Here is a 23,067-nt window from a genome sequence, read left to right on the forward strand (position 1 = left end):
AGGCCTGTCGTCACATGACGGCAGGCCTCCTGCCGTACACCCAGCAGTCACCGGCCCGCGGGCTCGTCGGCACATCCGGCCGACCTCTCCGGCTAGCAGGAGAGAGCAGAGCCCGCGGGCTTCTGCGTGCCCGGGGTCTTTCGTGGTCCTGCGGGCTTTCGCCCGTCGGTTCTCGCGCGGGCCTCTACGGCGCCAGGCGTTCCACCCGCCACGTCTCGCCCTCGCGGACGTACCTCAGCCGGTCGTGCAGCCGGTTCTCGTGCCCCTGCCAGAACTCCACCGCGTCCGGCACGACCAGGAACCCGCCCCAGTGCGGCGGCACCGGCACCGGCTCCCCCTCCGGGTGGCGTGCCGCCAGCTCCTCGTACCGCGCCAGCAGTTCCCCGCGCGAGGCGATGACGGAGGACTGCTCGCTCGCCCACGCGCCCAGCTGCGAGCCGTGCGGCCGGCTGTGGAAGTACGCCTCGGTCTCCTCCCGGACCACGCGGCACGCAGTGCCGGTGACGACCACCTGCCGGGCGATCGGATGCCACGGGAAGAGCAGCCCGACGTGCGGATTGGCCGCCAGCTCGACGCCCTTGCGGGAGTCGTAGTTCGTGTAGAAGACGAAGCCCCGCTCGTCGTAGTGCTTCAGCAGCACCGTGCGGGACGAGGGACGGCCGTCGGGCGTGGCCGTCGACACCACCATGGCGTTCGGCTCGTGGATCGCGTCGCTGTTCGCCGCGTCCTTGAACCAGCGGACGAACTGCTCCATCGGATGCCCCGCGAGGTCCGCCTCGGAAAGCTCGGCGGTGTGATACTGCTCGCGCATCGGGGCCGGATCGAGCGTCGGATCCAGCGAGGGATCGAGGTGCGGATCGAGGTGAGGACTCCGGGCTGAGTCGAGGGCGTCGGTCACACGAACCATCCTGCCGTAGCGGTTGAGTCTGCCCGGCACCGCGTGCCGTTAATCCTCCCTGACCGATTCGGCGGACTGTGCCTGATGTCACGCTTCCGCGCATCGGAGGAACCCGACAGACTCTTGCGCTGGGTCACTGTTCCCTCCACACACTTCATCACGAGGAGCCGCCAGATGTCCGACTTCGTACCCGGGCTCGAGGGAGTCGTCGCGTTCGAGACGGAGATCGCCGAACCGGACAAGGAGGGCGGCGCTCTCCGGTACCGCGGCGTCGACATCGAGGACCTCGTGGGCCAGGTCTCCTTCGGGAACGTGTGGGGCCTGCTCGTCGACGGGGCGTTCAACCCCGGCCTCCCGCCCGCCGAGCCCTTCCCGATCCCGGTGCACTCCGGTGACATCCGCGTCGACGTCCAGTCCGCGCTGGCCATGCTGGCGCCCGTGTGGGGCCTGCGGCCGCTGCTCGACATCGACGTCGAGCAGGCCCGTGACGACCTGGCGCGGGCCGCCGTGATGGCCCTGTCGTACGTGGCGCAGAGCGCCCGCGGGCAGGGGCTGCCGATGGTGCCGCAGAGCGAGATCGACAAGGCGCAGTCGGTGGTCGAGCGGTTCATGATCCGCTGGCGCGGCGAGCCGGACCCGAAGCACGTCAAGGCCGTCGACGCGTACTGGACGTCCGCCGCCGAGCACGGCATGAACGCGTCGACGTTCACCGCGCGCGTCATCGCGTCGACCGGCGCGGACGTCGCGGCGGCGCTGTCCGGTGCCGTGGGCGCCATGTCCGGGCCGCTGCACGGCGGCGCCCCGTCCCGGGTGCTCGGCATGATCGAGGAGATCGAGCGGACCGGGGACGCGGCGGCGTACGTGCGGCAGGCGCTCGACAAGGGTGAGCGGCTGATGGGCTTCGGCCACCGCGTGTACCGGGCCGAGGACCCTCGGGCGCGGGTGCTGCGCCGCACCGCGAAGGAGCTGGCCGCGCCTCGGTTCGAGGTGGCGGAGGCGCTGGAGAAGGCCGCGCTGGAGGAGCTGCACAACCGGCGGCCGGACCGGGTGCTGGCGACGAACGTGGAATTCTGGGCCGCGATCGTGCTGGACTTCGCGGAGGTCCCGGCGCACATGTTCACGTCCATGTTCACCTGCGCGCGGACCGCCGGCTGGTCGGCGCACATCCTGGAGCAGAAGCGGACGGGGCGGCTGGTGCGGCCTTCGGCGCGGTACGTCGGTCCGGGCTCGCGCAGCCCCCGCGAGATCGCCGGGTACGAGGACATCGTCGGCTGACGGTCCGCCGCCGGGTGGGTTCGACCCTGGGTGGGTTCGACCCTGGGTGGGTTCGACCCTGGGTGGGTTCGACCCCGGGTGGGTTCGACCCCGGGTGGGTTCGACCCCGGGTGGGTGCGTTCTCCGTCGTGGGGGGGTCGGGGCCGCTCCGGGCTCACCTCCTCGGGGTCGGCGGCCTCGGGCCCTGGTCTTGGGCGCCGTTCCGAAGCCGCCAACCCCTGCGGGGGCGACCCTGCACGGCCCCTTCCGGGCGGGGAGAACCCTCCACCTGGGTGGGTGGGTGGGTGGGTTGGGCGGGCCTGTGCGGGGTTCCTTCCGGGGGGAACACTCCGCCTGGGTGGGTGCGGGCTCTTGCGGGGCGCCGTTTCCGTCAGGGGAGCGTTTTGTCGAGGATCTTGGACCACTGGGCGACCACCCTGTCGCGGCGGGCCGAGTCGTCCGTGAGGAGGGTCGCCAGGCCCAGGCCGCGGGCCATGTCGAGAAGGCCCTGGACGGTTTCGCGGACGCCCGGGACGGACTCGTCGGCGCCGAGCAGTTCGACCGCGATGTGGTGTGTCTCGCGGCCGACGCGGGCTTCTAGTTCGGTGACCCGGGGGCGGAGCTGCTCCTCGTTGGACGCGGCGACCCACAGGTGGAGCGCGGCCCGGAACAGCGGGCCGGTGTAGAGGTCGACCAGGGCCGCCACGACTTCGGGGCGGCTCTTGCCGGGCAGGGCGCGCAGGGCGTGGGAGCGTTCCTCGGCGACGTACTCGACGGCCGCGGTGAACAGGTCCTCGCGGGTCGGGAAGTGGTGCTGGGCCGCGCCGCGCGAGACGCCGGCGTGCTCGGCGACCACGGAGACCGTGGAGCCCGCCCAGCCTCGTCGGGCCAGGCAGGCCACGGCGGCTTCGAGGAGCCGCTGCCTTGTCGCCCTGCTGCGGTCCTGCTTCGGGCCCCGGGCGGATGCCGGGGTCAGATCGCCCATACGGGGTCCCGTCGTTCTAGGTAGGCCGTCATTCCCTCGCGTGCCTCCGCCGAGGCGAAGAGCGACGCCGAGCGCTGTACGAGATCTTCCGCGTCGCGCTCGAAGGTTTCCAGCACCCTAGCCGTCACCAGGCGCTTGGACTCGGCGAGTCCCCGGGGTGAGGCCCTGCGCAGGCCGTGCAGGACGGGGGCGAGCGCCGTGTCCACGTCGTCCGCCACGACCGTGACCAGGCCGATGCGGGTGGCCTCGGCCGCGTCGAAGCGTTCACCGGTGAGGTAGTAGCGAGTGGCGGCGCGCGGGTCGAGGCGGGGGAGCAGGACGAGCGAGATGACCGCGGGGGCCACTCCGATGCGTACCTCGGTGAGGGCGAAGTCGGCGGTCGGGGCGGCCGCGACGATGTCGCACGCCCCGACGAGGCCGAGTCCGCCGGCGCGGACGTGTCCGGTCACGCGGGCCACCACCGGCTTGGGTAGTTCCACGATCTGCCGGAGCAGCGCCACGAACGCGTACGGGCTGGGCGGTGCCTTCAGGTCGGCGCCCGCGCTGAAGGTGGTGCCGGTGTGGGCGAGGACCACGGCCCGTACCGCGGGGTCCTTGCCGCAGGCGGTCAGGGCGTCGGCGAGGTCGGTGACGAGTCGCGCGGACAGGGCGTTGCGGGTGTCGGGGGCGTCGAGGGTGAGGGTGGTGACGCCCCGCTCGTGCGCGGTGGTGACGAGTGCGGTCATGTCTCGCTCCCTGGTGCGGTCTCGCGTGCCCTGAGTTCGCGGCGCAGGATCTTCCCGGTCGTGGCGCGGGGCACGGCGTCGATGAACTCGACGCGCCGGATCTTCTTGTACGGAGCGACTTGCCCCGCGACGAAGTCGATGATGTCGCCCTCGGTGAGTTCGTCGGCGACGACGTACGCCTTGGGGATCTCGTTGCCGTCGTCGTCGGGTACGCCGATCACCGCCGCGTCGCGGACGGCGGGGTGGGTGAGGAGCAGCGCCTCCAGTTCGGCGGGGGCGACCTGGAAGCCCTTGTACTTGATGAGTTCCTTCACCCGGTCGACGACGAACAGCCAGCCGTCGGCGTCGACGCGGCCGATGTCGCCGGTGCGGAGCCAGCCGTCGGCGTCGATCATCGCGGCGGTGGCGTCGGGGCGGCCGAGGTAGCCCTTCATGACCTGGGGGCCGCGGATGGCGATCTCGCCCTTCTCGCCGGGGGCGGCGTCCTTGTCGGGGTCTTCGAGGGACAGGATCCGCATCTCGGTGCTGGGCAGCAGCCGGCCGACGGTGCCGGGGGGCGGGTGGGGGGCGTCGAGGGGGACGACATGGGTGCCGGGTGACAGTTCGGTCATGCCGTACGCCTGGCGTACGGGTGGCAGGTTCAGCCGGGCCGAGCACGCGTCGGCGAGCTGTGCGTCGAGCGGGGCGGCGGCGCTGACCAGGTACTCCAGCGAGGACAGGTCGTACTGGGCGACGATCGGGTGCTTGGCGAGGGCGAGGACGATCGGCGGTGCGACGTACAGGCCGTTGATGCGGTGCTTCTCGATCGCGGCGAGGAACTGGCCGAGTTCGAAGCGGGGCAGTACGACGACGGTGGCGCCCTGCCGCAGTGGGGCGTTCATCAGGGCGGTCAGGCCGTAGATGTGGAAGAACGGCAGGACGGCGAGGATCCGGTCGCCGTGGCCGAGGGGGATCGTCGGCTCCAGCTGGGCGAGGTTCGTGGCGATGGAGCGGTGGGTCAGCATCACTCCCTTGGGTACGCCGGTGGTGCCGGAGGAGTACGGGAGGGCCGCTATGTCCTCGGCCGGGTCGATGACGGGCTCGGGGGGTGCGGGTGTGGTGGGGGCGAAGGCGGTCGGGGTGTCGTAGGTGATGATCTGGCGGATTCCGCCGGCGAGTTCCGCCGCGCGGCGGGCCGTGCCGAGGAGCGCGGAGACGGTGACGATCCAGCGGGCTCCGGCGTCGCGGAGCTGCTTGGCGAACTCCTCGGCGGTGGCCAGCGGGTGGACGGTGGTGACGGCGGCGCCCGCGCGGGTGGCGCCGTAGAAGACGGCCGGGTAGCCGATGGAGTTGGGGCTGTGCAGGGCCAGTACGTCGCCCTTGCGGAGTCCGGAGCCGATGAGGGAGGCGGCGACGCGCCGGTGCTGGGCGCCCAGTCGGGCGTAGGTGAGGGTGGTGCCGCCGACGCCGTCGACGAGGGCGGGCGTGTCCGCGTACGCGGTGGCCGACCGGCCGAGTACGGCCTCGTGGATGGGCAGGGACACGGGCGGGACATCCGCGTAGTCGCTGTGGAACACCATGGCGATCCCTTCGGCGCGGGCCAGAGGACGGGTGGTGCGGTGCGGCCAGGATGGCGCCGTCAGTACGACTTGGGGAGACCCAGGGACTGGTGCGACACGTAGTTGAGGATCATCTCCCTGCTCACGGGGGCGATGCGGGCGACGCGTGACGCGGTGATGAGGGCGGCGAGGCCGAACTCGCGGGTGAGTCCGTTGCCGCCGAGGGTGTGCACGGCCTGGTCGACGGCCTTGACGCAGGCTTCGGCGGCCGCGTACTTGGCCATGTTGGCGGCCTCGCCGGCCCCGGCGTCGTCGCCCGTGTCGTACAGGTGGGCGGCCTTGCGCATCATGAGGCGGGCCAGTTCCAGGTCGATGTGGGCCTGTGCGAGGGGGTGGGCGATGGCCTGGTGGGCGCCGATGGGGGCCTTCCAGACCTGGCGTTCCCTGGCGTAGGCGACGGCTTTGGCGAGGGCGTAGCGGCCCATGCCGACGGCGAACGCGGCCGTCATGATCCGTTCGGGGTTGAGTCCGGCGAAGAGCTGGAGGAGCCCGGCGTCCTCGTCGCCGACGAGTGCGTCGGCGGGGAGCCTGACGTCGTCGAGGGTGAGCTCGAACTGCTTTTCGCGGGCGTGGAGTTCCATGTCGATGGCGGTGCGGTGGAAGCCGGGCGTGTCGCGCTCCACGATGAACAGGCACGGTTTGAGGGTGCCGGTGCGCGCGTCCTCGGTGCGGCCGACGATGAGGGTCGCGTCGGCGATGTCGACGCCGGAGATGAAGACCTTGCGTCCGGTGAGGCTCCAGCCGTCGGCGGTCCTGCGGGCGGTGGTGGTGATGCGGTGCGCGTTGGAGCCGGCCTCGGGTTCGGTGATGCCGAAGGCCATGGTGCGGGTGCCGTCGGCGAGGCCGGGCAGCCAGTGCCGTTTCTGTTCGTCGGTGCCGAAGCGGGCGATGACCGTGCCGCAGATGGCGGGCGACACCACCATCATGAGGAGCGGGCAGCCGGCCGCGCCCAGCTCTTCGAGGACGGTGGCGAGTTCGGTGATTCCGGCGCCTCCGCCGCCGTACTCGGCGGGGAGGTTCACGCCGAGGTAACCGAGCTTCCCCGCCTCGGCCCACAGGGCGTCGTGGTCGTGGTCGCGGCCGTGCCGGCGGCCGAGGGCGGCCACGGCGGAGCGCAGGGCGGTCTGTTCGTCGGTCTCGATGGTGCCGGTCATGCCTGGTCCTCCTGTACGGGCGGTTCGGGCTGTACGACGGCGAGCAGGGCGCCGACCTCGACCTGGCGGCCGGGGACGGCGTGGAGCGCGGTGAGGGTGCCGGCGGCGGGAGCGGCGACGCGGTGCTCCATCTTCATGGCCTCCAGCCACAGCAGGGCCTGTCCTGCTTCGACCCGGTCGCCGGGCCGTATCCCGTCCGCGACGCGGACGACGGTGCCGGGCATGGGGGCGAGCAGCGAGCCGGGTTCGGTGTGGGCGGTGGGGTCGGTGAAGCGGGGGCGGGCGGTGAGGCGGTGGGACGCGGTGGGGGTGTCGACGTGGACGGTGGCGTCGCCGTAGGCGGTGACGGTGTACGGGCGGACGACTCCGTCGATGTCCAGGCGGACCCGGGTGGGCGTGGCGGCCACGACGCGGACGTCGGGGTGGTCGTCCAGGGTGTGGCCGGTGCGGGTGCGGCGGTAGCGGACCTCGTGCGTGGCGTGGCCTTCGTAGGTCTTCGTCTGGGGCCGCGACGGGAGGTTGCGCCAGGCTCCGGGCCCGGGTCCTTCGCCCTGGCGGGCCGCCGCGTCGGCGAGAGCCGCCGCGATCGCCGCGTACTCCTCGCCGGGGGGCGGGGTGGTCAGGGCGGGGGTGTGGCGGTCGTAGAAGGCGGTGTCGGCGCGGCCCTCGGTGAACTCGGGGTGGCGCAGGGAGCGGACCAGGAGGTCGCGGTTGGTGACGGGGCCGTGGACGCGTGCCCGTTCCAGGGCGTGGGCCAGTGCGCGGACGGCCTCGGCGCGGGTGGGGGCGTGGGCGACGGCCTTGGCGAGCATGGCGTCGTAGTGGACGCCGATCGGGTCGCCGGGCCCGTATCCGCTGTCGAGGCGCACGCCCGGTACGTCGAGGGCGTGGACGGTGCCGGTCTGCGGGGTCCAGCCGTCGGCCGGGTTCTCCGCGTAGAGGCGGGCCTCCACGGCGTGGCCGCGCGGGGCGGGTGGTTCGGGCGGGAGCGGGGCGCCTTCGGCGACGCGGAGCTGGAGGGCGACCAGGTCGATCCCGTAGACCGCCTCGGTGACGGGGTGTTCGACCTGGAGCCGGGTGTTCATCTCCAGGAAGTGGGCGGTGGTGCCGTCGGGGCCGAGCAGGAACTCGACGGTGCCGGCGCCGACGTAGCCGGTCGCGCGGGCCGCCCGTACGGCCGTGTCGTACAGGGAGTCGGCGATGTGCGGGGGCAGGCCGGGGGCGGGGGCCTCCTCGACGACCTTCTGGTGGCGGCGCTGGAGGGAGCAGTCGCGGGTGCCGATGGCCCATACGGTGCCGTGGCGGTCGGCGAGGATCTGCACCTCGATGTGGCGGCCGCCTTCCACGTACGGTTCGACGAAGACCTCCCCGTCGCCGAACGCGGACAGGGCCTCGGCCCGCGCCGCCTCCAGCGCCTCGTCCAGGGCGGGGAGTTCGCGGACGACGCGCATGCCGCGCCCGCCGCCGCCCGCCGCGGCCTTGACGAGGACGGGGAGGTCGCCGGCGGTGACGTGTTCCAGGGAGCGGATGCCGAGGAGTTTCTTGGCGTGCGTCTTGGACGCCATGGCCTCGATGGCCTCGGGTGGCGGGCCGATCCAGGTCAGCCCGGCGTCGGTGACGGCACGGGCGAAGCCGGCGTTCTCGGAGAGGAAGCCGTAGCCGGGGTGGACGGCGTCGGCGCCCGCCGCGAGCGCCGCCTTCACGATCAGGTCGCCGCGCAGGTACGTGTCGGCGGGCGCGGCGCCCGGCAGTCGTACCGTCGCGTCGGCCAGGCGTGTGTGGAGGGCTTCGGCGTCCGGGTCCGAGTGGACGGCGACGGTGGCGATGCCGAGTTCGCGGCAGGTGCGGAAGACGCGGCAGGCGATCTCGCCGCGGTTGGCGACGAGGACAGAGGTGATCATTTTTGGCGCCTCACATCCTGAACACGCCGAAGCCGCCGCGTGCGCCTTCGACCGGGGCGGTGTGGATGGCCGACAGGCACAGTCCGATGACGGTGCGGGTGTCGCGCGGGTCGATGACCCCGTCGTCGTACAGCCGCCCGGACAGGAACATCGGCAGGGACTCGGACTCGATCTGCTGCTCGACCATGGCGCGCAGGGCGGCGTCGGCCTCGTCGTCGTACGGCTGTCCCTTGGCGGCCGCGGACTGCCGGGCGACGATCGACAGGACGCCGGCGAGCTGCTGCGGGCCCATGACGGCGGACTTGGCGCTGGGCCAGGCGAAGAGGAAGCGCGGGTCGTAGGCCCGGCCGCACATGCCGTAGTGCCCGGCGCCGTACGACGCGCCCATGAGGACGGAGAGATGGGGGACGCGGCTGTTCGACACGGCGTTGATCATCATGGCGCCGTGCTTGATGATGCCGCCCTGCTCGTACTCCCTGCCGACCATGTAACCGGTGGTGTTGTGGAGGAAGAGGAGGGGGATGTCGCGCTGGTTGGCGAGCTGGATGAACTGCGCCGCCTTCTGGGACTCGGCGCTGAACAGCACGCCCTGGGCGTTGGCGAGGATGCCGACGGGGTAGCCGTGGAGGGCCGCCCAGCCGGTGGTGAGGCTGGTGCCGTAGCGGGGCTTGAACTCGTCGAAGTCGGAGCCGTCGACGATCCGGGCGATGACCTCGCGCGGGTCGAACGGGCTCTTCAGGTCGCCGGGGACGATGCCGAGGAGCTCGTCCTCGTCGTGGACGGGCGGCCGGGCGGGGCCGGGGGCGGGGTGCGCCTTGCGGTGGTTGAGGCGGGCGACGATCCGGCGGGCCTGGCGCAGCGCGTCCGGCTCGTCCAGGGCGTAGTGGTCGGCGAGTCCCGAGGTGCGGGCGTGCATGTCGGCGCCGCCGAGCGACTCGTCGTCGCTCTCCTCTCCGGTGGCCATCTTGACCAGGGGCGGTCCGCCGAGGAACACCTTCGACCGGTCCTTGATCATGACGGTGTGGTCGGACATGCCGGGGATGTACGCGCCTCCGGCGGTCGAGTTGCCGAACACGACGGCGATGGTGGGGATCCCGGCGGCGGAGAGGCGTGTCAGGTCGCGGAAGAGGGCCCCGCCGGGGATGAAGATCTCCTTCTGGGACGGCAGGTCGGCGCCGCCGGACTCCACGAGGGAGATGACGGGGAGCCGGTTGGCGTGGGCGATCTCGTTGGCGCGCAGCGCCTTCTTGAGGGTCCACGGGTTGGAGGCGCCGCCGCGTACGGTCGGGTCGTTGGCGGTGATCAGGCACTCGACGCCCTCGACGGTGCCGATGCCGGTGACGAGGGAGGCGCCGGTGGTGTAGTCGCTGCCCCAGCCGGCGAGCGGGGACAGTTCCAGGAACGGGGTGTCGGGGTCGAGGAGCAGCTCGACGCGTTCACGGGCGAGGAGTTTGCCGCGCGCGTGGTGGCGGGCGACGTACTTCTCGCCGCCGCCCGCGAGGGTTTTCGCGTGCTGTGCGGTCAGCTCGTCGAGTTTGGCGAGCATGTCGGCACGGTGGGCGGCGTACGCGGTGCCGGCCGTGTCCAGGGCGGAGGCGAGGACGGTCACAGGAGGACCTCCGGGATGTCGAGGTGCCGGGCGCGCAGCCATTCGCCGAGCGCCTTGGCCTGCGGGTCGAACCGGGCCTGCGCGGCGACGCCCTCGCCGAGGAGGCCGGTGACGGTGAAGTTGAGCGCCCGGAGCCCGGGGAGGCAGTGGCGTACGACCGGCAGGGCGCGGGTCTCCGGGAGCAGGGCGCGGAAGCGGTCGACGGTGAGGGTGTGGGCCAGCCACCGCCAGGCGTCGTCGGTCTCCGCCCACACCCCGACGTTGGCGTCGCCGCCCTTGTCGCCGCTGCGGGCACCGGCGACGCGGCCGAGGGGCGCGCGGCGGGCTGGTCCGGGCGGCGGGGGCGGCGGCAGGGGCGGTTCGGGTACGGGCCGCATGGCGCGGGTGCGGGCGGGGTGGGCGACGGCGAGGCGGCGCCCGTCGGGGAGCACCGCCGTGTGCGGGACGTCGCCGGGGTCGACGTACACCGCCTCGAACACCCCGTACGGCGCGCCTTTTCCGGGTGGCGCGGTGACGTGGAAGCCGGGGTAGCTGCCCAGGGCGAGTTCGATCGCGGCGCCGGAGACGGCGCGGCCCACCGCTTCCGGGTCGGGGTCCCGTACGACGAGGCGGAGCAGGGCGCTCGCGGTCTCCTCGGTCTCGGCGTCCCGGCGGTCGGTACGGGAGAGTTCCCAGCGGACGTCGGCGGCCCCGGCGACGGCGTCGGCCATCTGCTCGCGTACGAGCCGGGCCTTGGCCTCGATGTCGAGTCCGGTCAGCACGAACACGACCTCGTTGCGCCAGCCGCCGAGCCGGGTCAGCCCCGCCTTGAGGGTGGGTGGCGGCGCTTCGCCCCGTACCCCGCCGATCCGCACCCGGTCGGGCCCGTCCTGGGTGAGCCGCACGGTGTCGAGGCGGGCGGTCACGTCGGGTCCGGGGTAGCGGGCGCCCGCCGTCTCGTACAGGAGCTGTGCGGTGACGGTGGAGACGGTCACGGCTCCGCCGGTGCCGGGGTGCTTGGTGATGACGGACGTGCCGTCGGCGTGGATCTCGGCGAGCGGGAACCCGGGCCGGGTGACGTCGTACCGCTGGAAGAACGGGTGGTTGCCGCCGGTGGCCTGGGTGCCGCACTCCAGGACGTGTCCGGCGACGACGGCGCCGGCGAGCCGGTCGTACTCCTCGGGGCCCCAGCCGAAGTGGGCGGCGGCGGGCCCGCTGACGAGGGCGGCGTCGGTGACCCGGCCGGTGACGACGACGTCGGCGCCCGCGTCGAGGCAGGCGGCGATGCCGGCGCCGCCGAGATACGCGTGGGCGGCGAGCACGCCGGGCGGGAGGGGCAGCCGGTCGCCCTCGACGTGGGCGATCCGCACGGGCAGGCCGAGCTTTCCGGCCAGGGCCCGCAGGGCTTCGGCGAGTCCGGCCGGGTTGACCCCTCCGGCGTTGGCGACGATCCGTACACCTCGCTCGTGGGCCAGGCCGAGGCCCTCCTCCATCTGCCGCAGGAACGTGCGGGCGTATCCGAGGGAGGGGTCCTTGAGCCGGTCGCGGCCGAGGATGAGCATGGTCAGTTCGGCGAGGTAGTCGCCGGTGAGGACGTCGAGTTCACCGCCGGTGAGCATCTCGCGGACGGCGTCGAAACGGTCGCCGTAGAAGCCGGAGGCGTTGCCGATGCGCAGCGGCCGCGTCATGCGCGGGCCTCCTCGCGGGGTGCCCGGCCGGGCCCCGGCGGCCCGGCGAACGCCTGGGCGATGTCGAGCCACCGGTCGGCGTCGGGGCCGGTGGCGTGCAGGGCGACGTCGGCGCGGTGGGCGCGCCGGGTGACCAGGAGGCAGAAGTCCAGGGCGGGTCCGGTGACGTACTGGGCGGCGTCGTCGGGCCCGTACGTCCAGGTGGTGCCCCCGTCGGGGGCGGTGAGCTCGACGCGTACCGGGGCGGGCGGCGGCCGCAGGCCCCGTACGGCGTAGGCGTAGCCGCGGGCGCGGACGCCGATCCAGGCGACGTGGCGGAGCCGGGCGGTCGGGGCGCGGACGACGCCGAGCGCGTCGGCGACGTCCTGGCCGTGCGCCCAGGTCTCCATCAGCCGGGCGGTGGCGAGGGCGGTGGCGCTCATCGGCGGGCCGTACCAGGGGATCCGGGTGCCGGGCGGGGCGCTGCGGAGGGTCTGCCCGAGGCGTTCGCGGGCGGTGCGCCAGCGGGCGATGAGCGCGCCGGGCGGCAGGCTCGCGCCCTCGTCGGCGCCCTGGTCCACGAACGTGTCGGGTGCGGCGATGGCCTCGGCGGTGTGGGCCGCGAACGCGTCGGGGTCCGTGGCCGCGAGCAGGGCGACCTCGTCGGTCCAGGCCAGATGGGCGATCTGATGGGCGACGGTCCACCCGGGGGCGGGTGTGGGCCTCGCCCACAGGTCGGGACTCAGCCCCGCGACGAGGCGGTCGAGGTCGTCGCCCTCGTCCCGCAGATCGTCCAGCACGGAACCTGCGGCGTGCACGGAACCAGCGGAGTGGCGGGTCCCGGCGGCGGGGCCGGGGGTGGGTGCGGGGTCGGGGGTGGGTGCGGGTGCGGCGTCGGGGGTGGGACCGGGGGTGGGTGCGGCGTCGGGGCCGGGGGTGGGCGCGGGCGTGCGGGTCGGCGCGGGTACGCCTGGGGCGGGAGCGGGCGCGGGCGCGTTGGCGGGCTCGGCGGCCGGTCCGCGCGGGCGGGCGGGCGCGGGGTCGTCGGGGGCGGGGTCGGACACGGTGCGCTCCCTCGGTCTCGGGACACGGCGGTGTGTCCGGGAGCATGACAGCGACCGGAGAAACAATCAAGCATGCTTGCTTTACTTTTTCGCGTCTCCGGCGCGCCTCTCGCGGCGGGCCGCCCGAGACCCGGTCGACCGGGAGCGGGCCACCTGGGCGCGGGCTTTCTGGGAACCGGCCGTCCGGGGGCGGGCCGTCTGGGCGCGGATCGCGCCCATGCTCGCCGCGATCACCAGGGCGATGGCGAGGGCGTCGGTCGTGGACAGGGCCTGCTGGAGGACGAGGAAGCCGGCGAGGGCCGCGATGGCCGGTTCCAGGCTCATCAGCACCGCGAACGTGGACGCGGGCAGCCGGCGCAGGGCGAGCAGTTCCAGGGTGTACGGGAGGACGGACGACAGCATGGCCACCGCGAGGCCCAGGCCGATGGTCGAGGGCACGAGGAGCTTCCCGCCGGCCTCGGCGATGCCCAGCGGCAGGGTCAGCACCGCGCCGACCGCCATCGCCAGCGCGAGCCCGTCGGCCTGCGGGAAGCGCCGCCCGGTGCGGGCGCTGAACACGATGTACGCGGCCCACATCGCGCCCGCCGCCAGCGCGAACCCGGCGCCGACGGGGTCGAGCCGGTCGAATCCGCCGCCACTGAGCAGCACCACCCCGGCCAGCGCGAGCGCGGCCCACACCAGGCTGACCAGCCGACGCGAGACGACGACGGACAGGACGAGCGGCCCGAGCACCTCCAGGGTCACCGCCGCGCCCAGCGGGACGCGGTCGATGGCCTGGTAGATGCAGACGTTCATGGCGGCCATGGCCGCGCCGAAGGCGACCACCGTTCCCCAGTCGGCGCGGCTGTGGCCGCGCACCGTGGGGCGGCACACGACCAGCAGGACGAGCGCGGCCAGCACGAGCCGCAGCGTGACGACGCCGAGCGCCCCCGCGCGGGGGATGAGCAGCACCGCGAGTGCCGCGCCGAACTGCACCGACAGCGCCCCGCCGACCACCAGCGCGACCGGCCCCGCCGAGTTCCGGCCCCGGGGTCCCGTCCCCTGCGGGTGGGCGGCGGCCGCCTCGGGGAGGGCCACCGCCGAGGCGTCTGCGGTACGGGCGTCGTTCACCGGAATCCCCACGGCTTCCTTCTCGGCATATTCATGCGGCACATTCATCAGTTCGGGGCGAGCGTTCACGATACGGGAACCGGATCAGCGGCCTCCGGACGCGGACCCCGGACCTGCGGACCCCGGACCAGCGGACCCCGGACCAGCGGCCTCCGAACCAGCGGCCTCCGGACCTGCGGCCTCCGGACCGGACTCGGCGGCGACCACCACCACGATAAGAGGAGCGCGACAGGGCGTACGCGTCATCGCCTCACCGCCTGGGGCCCTCCCCCCTCCACGGCTCAGCCGTCCAGCGCCTCCGCCAGCACCTCCGCCAGGTGGCGCGCCCGCCGGTCCGCGAGCTGCTCCAGTTGCGTACGGCACGAGAAGCCGTCCGCCAGCAGCTCGGCTTCCGGGGGCGCGGCCTCGACGGCGGGCAGGAGCCGGTCCCGGGCGCAGGCGGCCGACACCTCGTAGTGGCCGCGCTCGAAGCCGAAGTTGCCGGCCAGGCCGCAGCACCCGCCGCTCAGCTCGCCGGTCAGCCCGGCGCGCTCGCGCAGGCGGCGTTCGGCGGCGTCGCCGAGCACGGCGTGCTGGTGGCAGTGGGTCTGCCCGGCGACCGGCCGGTCCAGGCGGGGCGGCCGCCAGTCGGGGGCCAGCTCCTCCAGGGCCTGGGCGAAGGTGCGCACGGACGACGCCAGGGCGCGGGCGCGGGGGTCGTCGGGGAGCAGCTCCGGGAGGTCGGTCGTCAGGGCCGCCGCGCAGCTCGGTTCCAGGACGACGACCGGGACCGTCGCCGCCGTGCCGTCGATGAGGGGTTCCAGCGTGTCCAGCGTGCGCCGCATGACCGTGCGGGCGGCGGTCAGCCGGCCGGTCGACACATACGTCAGGCCGCAGCACACCCGCCCCGGCGGGAGGGCGACGCGGAGGCCCGCCGCCTCCAGGACGGTGACGGCCGCGCGGCCCGCCGACGGCGTGAAGTGGTCGGTGAACGTGTCGGGCCAGACGTACGCGTCCGGGGCGCCCGCTCCCGCGCCAGGGTGCGGTGGCCGCCTCCCGAACCAGCTCCGGAACGTCTCCGCGGCCAGCTCCGGCAGCTCGCGCCGGGCGTCGACGCCGCCCGCTCGCTTGGCGGCGGCCGCCAGGGGGCGGACGCGCGCGGCCGCGTTGAACACCGTCGCGAAGGGCGCCGCCAGGCGGAGCAGGGCCGGCAGGGAGCCCATCGTCCAGTGCGCGGCGGGCCGGAGCCGGCCCGCGTAGTGGTGGTGCAGGAACTCGGCCTTGTACGTGGCCATGTCGACGCCCACCGGGCAGTCGTGGCGGCAGCCCTTGCAGGACAGGCACAGGTCGAGGGCGTCGCGCACCTCCGCCGAACGCCAGCCGCCGGTGATGACCTTCCCGGCGAGCATCTCGTGCAGGAGCCGGGCCCGGCCGCGCGTGGAGTGCCGCTCGGCGCCGGTCGCCCGGAACGACGGGCACATCACCTCGGCACCCGAACCCGGCCCTTCCGCCCGGCACTTCGCCACTCCCACGCAGCGGCGGACCGCCGTGCCGAAGTCGCCGCCGTCGTGCGGGTAGGCGAACGCCACGTCGACGCGTTCGCGCGGCAGCACCTCGAAGCGGAGGTTCTCGTCCAGGCGGGACGGCCGGGCGAGCATGCCCGGGTTCAGGCCGCCGGCCGGGTCCCACAGGTCCTTGAACCGGCCGAACAGGTCGACCAGTTCCGGCCCGTACATCTTCGGGAGGAGCTCGGCGCGGGCCTGTCCGTCGCCGTGTTCGCCGGAGAGCGAGCCGCCGTGCGCGACGACAAGGTCGGCGAGCTCCTCGGAGAACCGGCGGAAGCGGCGTACGCCGGGCGGGCTGATCAGGTCGAAGTCGATCCGGACATGGACGCAGCCCTCCCCGAAGTGCCCGAACGGCGTGCCGCGCAACCCGTGCGCGGCGAGCAGCGCACGGAAGTCCCGCAGGTACGCGCCGAGGCGGGCGGGCGGTACGGCGCAGTCCTCCCAGCCGGGCCACGCCTCGGCCCCTCCGGTGGTGCGGGTCGCGGTCCCCGCGGCGTCCTCGCGGACCCGCCACAGGGCGCGCCGCCCGGCGGGGTCGGCGACGACCGTGCCGTCCACGGCGTCCGCGCCGCGCAGCAGCCGGGCGGCCAGGGCGGCGGCCTCGGCGGCGGTGGCCCCGCCGGTCTCGGCGAACAGCCAGGCGGCGCCCTTCGGCAGCCGGGCGCGGGCCGCCGGGTCGCGCACCAGGTCCTCGGCCATGCCCTCGACGGTGAGCGGCCCGTACGGGAGGAGGCCCCGCGCCGCGTCGGCCGCCGCGCTCTCGTCCGGGTAGCCGAGCACGGCCAGCGCCCTCGCGGGCGGCGACTCGACCAGCCGTACCGTCGCCTCGGTGAGGACGGCGAGGGTGCCTTCGCTGCCGCAGAACGCGCGGGCGACATCGGTGCCCCGTTCGGGGAGGAGCGCGTCGAGGGCGTACCCGGAGATCCGGCGGGGCAGGCCGGGCGGGAAGCCGGTGCGGATGAGGGCGAGGTGCCGCCGGACCAGGTCGGTGATCCCGTCGGGCGCGCCCCTCCCCTGCCGCCCCAGCCGCAGCGCGGCGCCGCCGTACGTCCGTACGGACAGCTCGTGGACGTTGTCGGCGGTCGTGCCCCACGCCACCGAGTGCGCCCCGCACGCGTTGTTGGCGATCATGCCGCCGAGGGTGCAGCGGCTGTGCGTCGACGGGTCGGGGCCGAACGTCAGCCCGTACGGGCGGGCTTCGGCGCACAGCCGGTCCAGTACCGCCCCGGGCTGGACGACGGCGGTCCGTGCCTCCGGGTCCACCGAGACGACCGCGCGCATATGGCGGGTGAAGTCCAGGACGACACCGGTCCCGGTGGCCTGCCCCGCGATGGACGTGCCGGCGCCGCGCGCCACCACGGGCACCCCGTGCGCCCGGCACACCTCGAGGACGGCGGCCACGTCGTCCGCGTCGCGCGGGGCGACGACGCCGAGCGGGACGCGCCGGTAGTTGGAGGCGTCCATGGTGACCAGGGCCCGCGCGCCCGCCCCGAAGTCGACGTCCCCGCGTACGGCTCGGCGCAGGGCCCGTGCCAGGTCCTCCCGCGAGGTGTTCTCCGTCCGGCGGCCGCGTCGATCACCCATGCGGCAAGCATGCCCTGCCCCGGCTCCGTATGCCGTCCGGCGCGAGCGGGCGGTGCACGGCGTCCACGGCTTCGGGGAGAGGCACGTCGGGCAGGCCCGGGGGGTGGCCGCAGGGAGGAGGCGAGGAGGATGCCGCTCGCGCGGCGGATGCCCGGCCTTATGGAAAGCCGCCCGAGAACGCCTCGAACTGACCGTCAACTCTCCTATAGTGGCCAGGAATTGCCCGGGAACTTATGGCTCCAGTTACCCTTCCTGCCCGAGGACTGACGATTTGCGCCCCTCTCACTGGTCCGTCCGGCCGACCGCCACGGCCCTGCTGTTAACGGCGGCCGTAACCGCCCTCCTCTCCATGGGAGCCGTGGCCGCCGCTCCCCCGCCCGTACGGACGCCCTTGGCGTGGGGCTCCGGCGCGGCCGCCCTGCTGCTCACCGCGGCCGTCACCACGGCGGCGTACGCGCTGGGCGTCGTACGCCGGCTCCGCGCCGAGCAGGCGGGCACGGCGGCGGAGACCGCGCGCGCCGTCGAAGCGGCCCGTGCCCTGGCCCGCGCGGAGGCCCACATCGAGGCGAACGCGCTGCGCGCCGAGGTGGGCACCGCCCGCGCCGACGCGGACCGGGCGCACACCGCGTCCGCAGCCGCACGCGCGGAGGCCGAACACGCCCGCGCGGAGGCCGGACGGGCACGCGACGAGGCGGCTCGCGCCCGCGCGGACGCCGCCCGCAGCGAGAGCGGCCGTGCCGCCGCCGTCGCCGCCTGCGCCAACGCCGCCGGCCGCATGCAGGCCCTGGCCACGAGCATGCTCGCCGACCTGCGGGCGATGGAGCACCGGCACACCGACGAGGACGTACTGACCGACCTGCTCCACCTCGACCACCGCACCGCGCAGGCGGGCCGGCTGGCCGACTCCGTGGCCGTGCTCACCGGTGCCCGCTCCGGCCGCCGCTGGGGCAAGCCGATCGTGATGGAGTCCATCCTGCGCGGCGCGATGGGCCGTATCGCCGGGTACCAGCGGGTTCGGCTGCACTCCAGCAGCACCGTCGCCGTCGCCGGTCACGCCGCCGAGGGCGTGATGCACGCGCTCGCCGAACTCCTCGACAACGCGGCGAACTTCTCCCCGCCCACCGCCGAGGTCCATGTGTACATCGAGGAGGTCCCGGCCGGTGTCGTGATCAGCGTGGAGGACAGCGGCCTCGTCATGAGCGAGGGCCGGCTGCGCCGCGCCGAACGCGCCGTCAGCGCGGAGGTGCCCGACCTGGCCGGGCTGTCCGGCACCCGGCTCGGCCTCGCGGTCGTCGGCCGCATCGCCCGCAAGCACGGACTGACCGTGTCCTTCCGGCCGTCCGCCCGCGGCGGCACCGGCGTCCTCATGCTGCTCCCCCAGGAGCTGATCGTCCGGTCGCGCCCCGACGACCGCTCGCCGGAGAAGCACGAACTCCGCTCGCCGGAACCGCGGCACGGCTCCCACGCCGGGACCGGGACCGGCGCCGACGCCCACCCCGCGCCCTCCCAGGCCCCGGTCCCGGCACAGGCCCAGGCCCCGGCGCAGACCGGAGCCGGGGCGCAGACCGGAGCCGGGGCCCAGGCCACCGCCCCCGCATCCGCCCCCGCAGCCGGGACCCAGGCCACCGCCACCGCATCCGCATCCACCCCCGCACCCGCTGAAGCCGGAACCCCGGCCGGGGCCCCGGCCCGCGCCACGAGCGATGCCGTGCCGACCCGGGCGCCCCTGCCCGACGTCGGGGAGAGCGGGTTGCCCAGGCGTCGCCGGGGCATGACCCTGGCCGCCGCCCACCCCGGCGGGGCGCCGGCCGCGCCGCCCCCGCCCTCGCCGGCTCCCGCCCGCCCGGGCGCGGCGGACCGTTTCAGCAGCTTTCGCCAAGCGATACGCACCAGCACGGAGGGCACTCCCCGATGACCGCCACCGGCACCACCGACGAGACGCTCGACTGGCTCCTCGCAGGGCTCCTCAAGCGCACTCCCGGCGCCCGCCACGCCCTTGTCCTGTCCCGGGACGGCCTCAAGCTGTGCCGTACGCCGGAGCTCTCCGTCGACCAGGCGGACCAGCTCGCGGCGATCGCGGCCGGTATCCAGAGCCTGTCCCACGGCGCCTCCATGGAGTTCGGCGACGGCAGCGGCGGCGTCAGGTCGGCGATGGCCGAGTTCTACGGGGGTGTGCTGCTGATCGTGGAGGCCGGTGACGGAGCCCATCTCGCGGTCGTCGCGGCGGAGGACTCCGACGTCGGTCTGATCGGGCACAACATGAGTGAACTGGTCGAGCAGCTCGGCGAACACCTCGGCGCCGAGCCCCGTACCGCGTGAGCGCCCGGGACGAGTCCCCCGACCGGCTCTACACCCTCACCGGCGGACGTACCCGTTCCGGCCCGGACTCACCGTTCGACCTGGTGACGCTCGTGGTCGCCGAGTCCGATCCGGTGCCGGGCATGCAGTCGGAGCACGCCGCGATCCTGCGGCTGTGCGAACGCCCCACGGCCGTGGTCGAGATCGCCGCGGAGCTGGCCCTGCCGGTCGGCATCGTGCGCATCCTGCTGTCCGACCTGCTCGGTACGGGCCGGATCAGCGCCCGGCACCCCCGGATCCGGTCCTCGGCCGCGTACGTCCTCCCCGATCCCGACATCCTGGAGCAGGTGCTCGTTGGCCTCCGCAATCTCTGAACGCACCCCTTTGCGCCGCACCGCCGACAACGGTCTGAAGATCGTCGTGGTGGGCGGGTTCGGGGTCGGCAAGACCACCCTCGTCCGCTCCGTCAGCGAGATCCGCCCCCTCAACACCGAGGAGACGATGACGCGGGCGGGAGAGGGCGTGGACGACACCGCGCAGGTGGGCGCCAAGACCGCCACGACCGTGGCCTTCGACTTCGGCCGGATCACCCTCGACGCCCACAACGTCCTCTATCTCTTCGGCGCCCCCGGCCAGGAGCGGTTCTGGTTCCTCTGGGACCGGCTGTTCTCGGGAACCCTCGGGGCCGTCGTCCTGGTCGACACCCGTCGGCTGGCCGACTCGTGGTACGCGATCGACCGCCTGGAGCACCACGGCACCCCGTTCATCGTCGCCTGCAACGACTTCGGCGGCCCCGCCCACACCGAGCGGCAGATCCGCGAGGCGCTCGATCTCGCCGACCGCGTCCCGCTGGTCGAGTGCGACGCCCGCGACCGCTCGTCCAGCAAGTACGTGCTGGTCACGCTCGTCGAGCACCTTCAGAGCCTCTTCCAGGAGTCCACAACATGACCGCCGCCGCGCCCCCGCCCGGGGCCCCGCACCCGTACCCGCACCCACCCGGGGCCGTACCCCTGTCCGGACCCCGGTGGGCCGACCCGGCCGAGCTCTACCGCGAACTGCGCCGCGAGCACGGGGCCGTGGCCCCCGTCGTACTCGACGGGGACGTCCCGGCCTGGCTCGTGCTCGACTACCGGGAACTGCACCAGGTCACCGGCGACCCGGAGCTCTTCAGCCGGGACTCCGACCTGTGGAACCAGTGGGACCGCATCCCCGACGACTGGCCGTTGCTGCCGATGATCGGGCGCAAGCAGCCGTCCATCCTCTACACCGTCGGAGAGCGGCACCGCCGGCGGGCCGCCATGATCGGCGACGCGCTGGAGTCCGTGGACCCGTTCACGCTGCGCCGGTACGCCGAGGAGTACGCGGACGGGCTCATCGACGCGTTCTGCGGCAAGGGCGAGACGGAGATCGTCTCCCAGTACGCCACCCTGCTGCCGGTGCGCGTCCTGGTGAAGATCTACGGCGTCCCCGACGAGCAGGGCCCGTCGCTCGTCACCGCCCTCAACGACATGATCGACGGCCGGGAGCGGGCGCTCGCGGGTCAGCGGCTGCTCGCCGAGTCGATGTACGGGCTGCTCGCCGCGAAGCAGGCCGAGCCGGGGGACGACGTGGTGTCGCGGATGCTGGCGGACCCGTCCGGGTTCACGGTGGACGAGATCGCGCAGGACCTGATGGTGATGATGGCGGCCGGCCACCAGCCGACCGCCGACTGGATCGGCAACTCGCTGCGCCTGATGCTCACCGACGAGCGGTTCGCGGCCTCCCTGTTCGGCGGGCGGCACAGCGTCGGCGAGGCCATGAACGAGGTGCTGTGGGCCGACACGCCCACCCAGAACGTGGCCGGCCGCTGGGCGTCGCGCGACACCCGCATCGGCGGGCGGCACATCAGAGCCGGGGACCTGCTGCTCCTCGGGCTGGCCGCCGCGAACGCCGACCCGCAGGTCCGGGTCGACCACTCCGTGCTCACCGGGGGCAACAGCGCCTTCTTCTCCTTCGGGCACGGCGAGCACCGCTGCCCGTTCCCCGCCCAGGAGATCGCGGAGGTCATCGCGCGCACCGCCATCGAGGTGCTGCTGGACCGGTTGCCGGACATCGACCTCGCCGTACCGGCCGGCTCGCTGACCCGCCGGCCGTCGCCGTGGCTGCGCGGCCTGACGGAACTGCCCGTGACCTTCACTCCCACTTCCGCCGTCGGAGGCACCGCATGACCGAGCACGATGAGACCGAGCCCGATGCGACCGAGGCCGATGCGACCGAGCCCGACGCGGCCGAGCCCCTCGTCCTCGACCCGTTCGTCACCGACCTCGACGGCGAGTCGGCGCGCCTGCGCGCGGCGGGTCCGCTCGCCCGCGTCGTGCTGCCCGGCGGGGTCCCGGTGTGGGCGGTGACGCACCACGCGGAGGCCCGTGACCTGCTGACGGACAAGCGCCTGGTCAAGGACATCAATGTCTGGGGTGCCTGGCGGCGCGGCGAGATACCGGCGGACTGGCCGCTGATCGGGCTCGCCAACCCGGGCCGTTCGATGCTCACCGTGGACGGTGCGGACCACCGCCGCATGCGGAGTCTGGTCGCCCAGGCGCTGACACCGCGCCGGGTGGAGCGGATGCGGGAGCGGATCACCGAGCTGACGGACGGCCTGCTGGACGGCCTGGCGGCGCACGGGCCGGACGCGACGGTGGACCTCAAGGCCGCGTTCGCCTACCCGCTGCCGATGTATGTGATCAGTGACCTCATGGGGATCGACGCGGCCGACCATCCCCGGCTGAAGGTGCTGTTCGACCGGTTCTTCTCCACGCAGACCCCTCCCGAGGAGGTCGTGGCGACCCTGGGCGAGCTGGCGGCCATGATGGCGAAGGTGGTCGCGGACCGGCGGTCCGCCCCGGGCGACGACCTGACCAGCGCGCTGATCGCCGCGTCCGATGACGGCGACCGGCTGACCGACCAGGAGATCGTCTCCACCCTCCAGCTGATGGTGGCGGCCGGTCACGAGACCACCATCTCCCTGATCGTCAACGCCGTCGTCAACCTCTCCACCCACCCCGACCAGCTGGAGCTGGTCCGCTCGGGCCGGGTCGGCTGGGACGCGGTGGTGGAGGAGACGCTGCGCTGGTCGACGCCGACGTCCCACGTGCTGATCCGCTTCGCGACCGAGGACGTGAAGGTCGGTGAGCGGGTGCTCCCGAAGGGGGACGCGCTGATCGTGTCGTACGCCGCCATAGGCCGCGACGAGCGGCAGCACGGCCCGTCGGCGGGCGTGTTCGACATCACCCGTTCGCCGAACCGGCACATCTCCTTCGGGCACGGTCCGCACGTCTGCCCGGGTGCGGCGCTGTCGCGGCTGGAGGCGGGGGTGGCGCTGCCCGCGCTGTACGGGCGCTTTCCGGCGCTGCGGCTCGCGGTACCCGCGTCGGAGCTGCGCAACAAGCCGGTGGTGACGCAGAACGACCTGTTCGAGCTGCCGGTACGGCTGGGCTGACGTCCGGCACGTCCCGCACGTCCCGCACGTCCGGCGCGTCCGGCGCGGGACGGCGGGCGGGCCCGGCGCGGCGGGCCGGGCCCGGGCCCGGTGGGGGGCGGGCCCGGGCGGGGCGGGGGCGCGCCCCCTGGGGGATGTCCGGCGGGTGTTGCCGGACAGACACCCCGTGGCGCGCTCCTGTGCGTCTCATTCCCACGTCTCACCGGACGGACACGGTCCGCT

At 74.1% G+C, this 23,067-nt stretch carries 18 protein-coding genes; 7 read left to right on the plus strand and 11 right to left on the minus strand.

The window, feature by feature from the left end; genetic code table 11:
- Positions 1-184 precede the first annotated feature (184 nt).
- On the minus strand, positions 185-907 hold the full coding sequence (gene pdxH / locus ACGF5U_RS24350; RefSeq protein WP_392718263.1) for a pyridoxamine 5'-phosphate oxidase: 723 nt from the start codon (positions 905-907) through the stop codon (positions 185-187).
- Between the two features lie 165 nt (positions 908-1,072).
- On the opposite strand from pdxH, the gene ACGF5U_RS24355 reads away from it, so the two are divergent.
- Positions 1,073-2,173, plus strand: coding sequence for a citrate synthase 2 (locus ACGF5U_RS24355; RefSeq protein ID WP_392718202.1), 1,101 nt, complete (start codon positions 1,073-1,075; stop codon positions 2,171-2,173).
- Between the two features lie 370 nt (positions 2,174-2,543).
- Here ACGF5U_RS24355 and ACGF5U_RS24360 read toward each other — a convergent pair whose 3' ends face one another.
- The 10 genes from ACGF5U_RS24360 to ACGF5U_RS24405 form a co-directional block, all read right to left on the minus strand.
- A complete protein-coding gene (locus ACGF5U_RS24360) occupies positions 2,544-3,137 on the minus strand; it encodes a TetR/AcrR family transcriptional regulator (protein WP_392718200.1) in 594 nt (197 codons plus the stop codon).
- Entirely contained in the window at positions 3,125-3,862 is a 738-nt protein-coding gene (locus ACGF5U_RS24365) for an enoyl-CoA hydratase family protein (RefSeq protein WP_392718198.1), read from the minus strand. Before ACGF5U_RS24365 ends, ACGF5U_RS24360 begins: the two co-directional genes overlap by 13 nt.
- Positions 3,859-5,421 carry a 4-coumarate--CoA ligase family protein gene (locus ACGF5U_RS24370; protein ID WP_392718196.1) on the minus strand — a complete coding sequence of 521 codons (1,563 nt, stop codon included), beginning with the start codon at positions 5,419-5,421 and terminating at the stop codon, positions 3,859-3,861. Before ACGF5U_RS24370 ends, ACGF5U_RS24365 begins: the two co-directional genes overlap by 4 nt.
- Positions 5,422-5,480: 59 nt before the next feature.
- Complete coding sequence (locus ACGF5U_RS24375) at positions 5,481-6,614, minus strand: acyl-CoA dehydrogenase family protein (RefSeq protein WP_392718194.1); 1,134 nt, start codon at positions 6,612-6,614, stop codon at positions 5,481-5,483.
- On the minus strand, positions 6,611-8,515 hold the full coding sequence (locus ACGF5U_RS24380; protein WP_392718192.1) for an acetyl/propionyl/methylcrotonyl-CoA carboxylase subunit alpha: 1,905 nt from the start codon (positions 8,513-8,515) through the stop codon (positions 6,611-6,613). Before ACGF5U_RS24380 ends, ACGF5U_RS24375 begins: the two co-directional genes overlap by 4 nt.
- 10 nt (positions 8,516-8,525) lie before the next feature.
- Positions 8,526-10,124, minus strand: a complete 1,599-nt coding sequence (locus ACGF5U_RS24385; RefSeq protein WP_392718190.1) for an acyl-CoA carboxylase subunit beta — start codon at positions 10,122-10,124, stop codon at positions 8,526-8,528.
- The gene (locus ACGF5U_RS24390) at positions 10,121-11,791 is read right to left on the minus strand and encodes an acyclic terpene utilization AtuA family protein (protein WP_392718188.1); all 1,671 of its coding nucleotides are present in this window, start codon (positions 11,789-11,791) and stop codon (positions 10,121-10,123) included. The genes ACGF5U_RS24385 and ACGF5U_RS24390 overlap by 4 nt, the downstream gene beginning before the upstream one ends.
- On the minus strand, positions 11,788-12,588 hold the full coding sequence (locus ACGF5U_RS24395) for a TIGR03084 family metal-binding protein (RefSeq protein WP_392718261.1): 801 nt from the start codon (positions 12,586-12,588) through the stop codon (positions 11,788-11,790). Before ACGF5U_RS24395 ends, ACGF5U_RS24390 begins: the two co-directional genes overlap by 4 nt.
- Before the next feature lie 327 nt (positions 12,589-12,915).
- Complete coding sequence (locus ACGF5U_RS24400) at positions 12,916-13,944, minus strand: DMT family transporter (protein WP_392718259.1); 1,029 nt, start codon at positions 13,942-13,944, stop codon at positions 12,916-12,918.
- Positions 13,945-14,225: 281 nt separating this feature from the next.
- Complete coding sequence (locus ACGF5U_RS24405) at positions 14,226-17,072, minus strand: FAD-binding and (Fe-S)-binding domain-containing protein (RefSeq protein WP_392718186.1); 2,847 nt, start codon at positions 17,070-17,072, stop codon at positions 14,226-14,228.
- A gap of 271 nt (positions 17,073-17,343) precedes the next feature.
- On the opposite strand from ACGF5U_RS24405, the gene ACGF5U_RS24410 reads away from it, so the two are divergent.
- The 6 genes from ACGF5U_RS24410 to ACGF5U_RS24435 are packed head-to-tail and all read left to right on the plus strand — an operon-like array spanning position 17,344 to position 22,845.
- Positions 17,344-18,987 (plus strand): sensor histidine kinase, encoded by a 1,644-nt coding sequence (locus ACGF5U_RS24410; protein ID WP_392718184.1) that lies wholly within the window; start codon positions 17,344-17,346, stop codon positions 18,985-18,987.
- Positions 18,984-19,391: a roadblock/LC7 domain-containing protein gene (locus ACGF5U_RS24415; protein ID WP_392718182.1), complete on the plus strand. Its 408-nt coding sequence runs from the start codon at positions 18,984-18,986 to the stop codon at positions 19,389-19,391. The genes ACGF5U_RS24410 and ACGF5U_RS24415 overlap by 4 nt, the downstream gene beginning before the upstream one ends.
- Complete coding sequence (locus ACGF5U_RS24420; RefSeq protein ID WP_392718180.1) at positions 19,388-19,744, plus strand: DUF742 domain-containing protein; 357 nt, start codon at positions 19,388-19,390, stop codon at positions 19,742-19,744. Before ACGF5U_RS24415 ends, ACGF5U_RS24420 begins: the two co-directional genes overlap by 4 nt.
- Positions 19,725-20,318, plus strand: a complete 594-nt coding sequence (locus tag ACGF5U_RS24425) for an ATP/GTP-binding protein (protein WP_392718178.1) — start codon at positions 19,725-19,727, stop codon at positions 20,316-20,318. The genes ACGF5U_RS24420 and ACGF5U_RS24425 overlap by 20 nt, the downstream gene beginning before the upstream one ends.
- The gene (locus ACGF5U_RS24430) at positions 20,315-21,577 is read left to right on the plus strand and encodes a cytochrome P450 (RefSeq protein WP_392718176.1); all 1,263 of its coding nucleotides are present in this window, start codon (positions 20,315-20,317) and stop codon (positions 21,575-21,577) included. The genes ACGF5U_RS24425 and ACGF5U_RS24430 overlap by 4 nt, the downstream gene beginning before the upstream one ends.
- Positions 21,574-22,845 (plus strand): cytochrome P450, encoded by a 1,272-nt coding sequence (locus ACGF5U_RS24435; RefSeq protein WP_392718174.1) that lies wholly within the window; start codon positions 21,574-21,576, stop codon positions 22,843-22,845. The genes ACGF5U_RS24430 and ACGF5U_RS24435 overlap by 4 nt, the downstream gene beginning before the upstream one ends.
- Positions 22,846-23,067: the final 222 nt, after the last annotated feature.

The sequence above is a fragment of the Streptomyces sp. NPDC047886 genome (assembly GCF_043204435.1).
GTDB lineage: Bacteria > Actinomycetota > Actinomycetes > Streptomycetales > Streptomycetaceae > Streptomyces.

Coding starts and splice junctions, on each gene's coding strand:
- ACGF5U_RS24380 (WP_392718192.1), bottom strand. CDS start 8,515: ATGATCACCTCTGTCCTCGTCGCCAACCGCGGCGAGATCGCCTGCCGC.
- ACGF5U_RS24370 (WP_392718196.1), bottom strand. CDS start 5,421: ATGGTGTTCCACAGCGACTACGCGGATGTCCCGCCCGTGTCCCTGCCC.
- pdxH (WP_392718263.1), bottom strand. CDS start 907: ATGGTTCGTGTGACCGACGCCCTCGACTCAGCCCGGAGTCCTCACCTC.
- ACGF5U_RS24430 (WP_392718176.1), top strand. CDS start 20,315: ATGACCGCCGCCGCGCCCCCGCCCGGGGCCCCGCACCCGTACCCGCAC.
- ACGF5U_RS24405 (WP_392718186.1), bottom strand. CDS start 17,072: ATGGGTGATCGACGCGGCCGCCGGACGGAGAACACCTCGCGGGAGGAC.
- ACGF5U_RS24415 (WP_392718182.1), top strand. CDS start 18,984: ATGACCGCCACCGGCACCACCGACGAGACGCTCGACTGGCTCCTCGCA.
- ACGF5U_RS24355 (WP_392718202.1), top strand. CDS start 1,073: ATGTCCGACTTCGTACCCGGGCTCGAGGGAGTCGTCGCGTTCGAGACG.
- ACGF5U_RS24435 (WP_392718174.1), top strand. CDS start 21,574: ATGACCGAGCACGATGAGACCGAGCCCGATGCGACCGAGGCCGATGCG.
- ACGF5U_RS24360 (WP_392718200.1), bottom strand. CDS start 3,137: ATGGGCGATCTGACCCCGGCATCCGCCCGGGGCCCGAAGCAGGACCGC.
- ACGF5U_RS24375 (WP_392718194.1), bottom strand. CDS start 6,614: ATGACCGGCACCATCGAGACCGACGAACAGACCGCCCTGCGCTCCGCC.
- ACGF5U_RS24365 (WP_392718198.1), bottom strand. CDS start 3,862: ATGACCGCACTCGTCACCACCGCGCACGAGCGGGGCGTCACCACCCTC.
- ACGF5U_RS24390 (WP_392718188.1), bottom strand. CDS start 11,791: ATGACGCGGCCGCTGCGCATCGGCAACGCCTCCGGCTTCTACGGCGAC.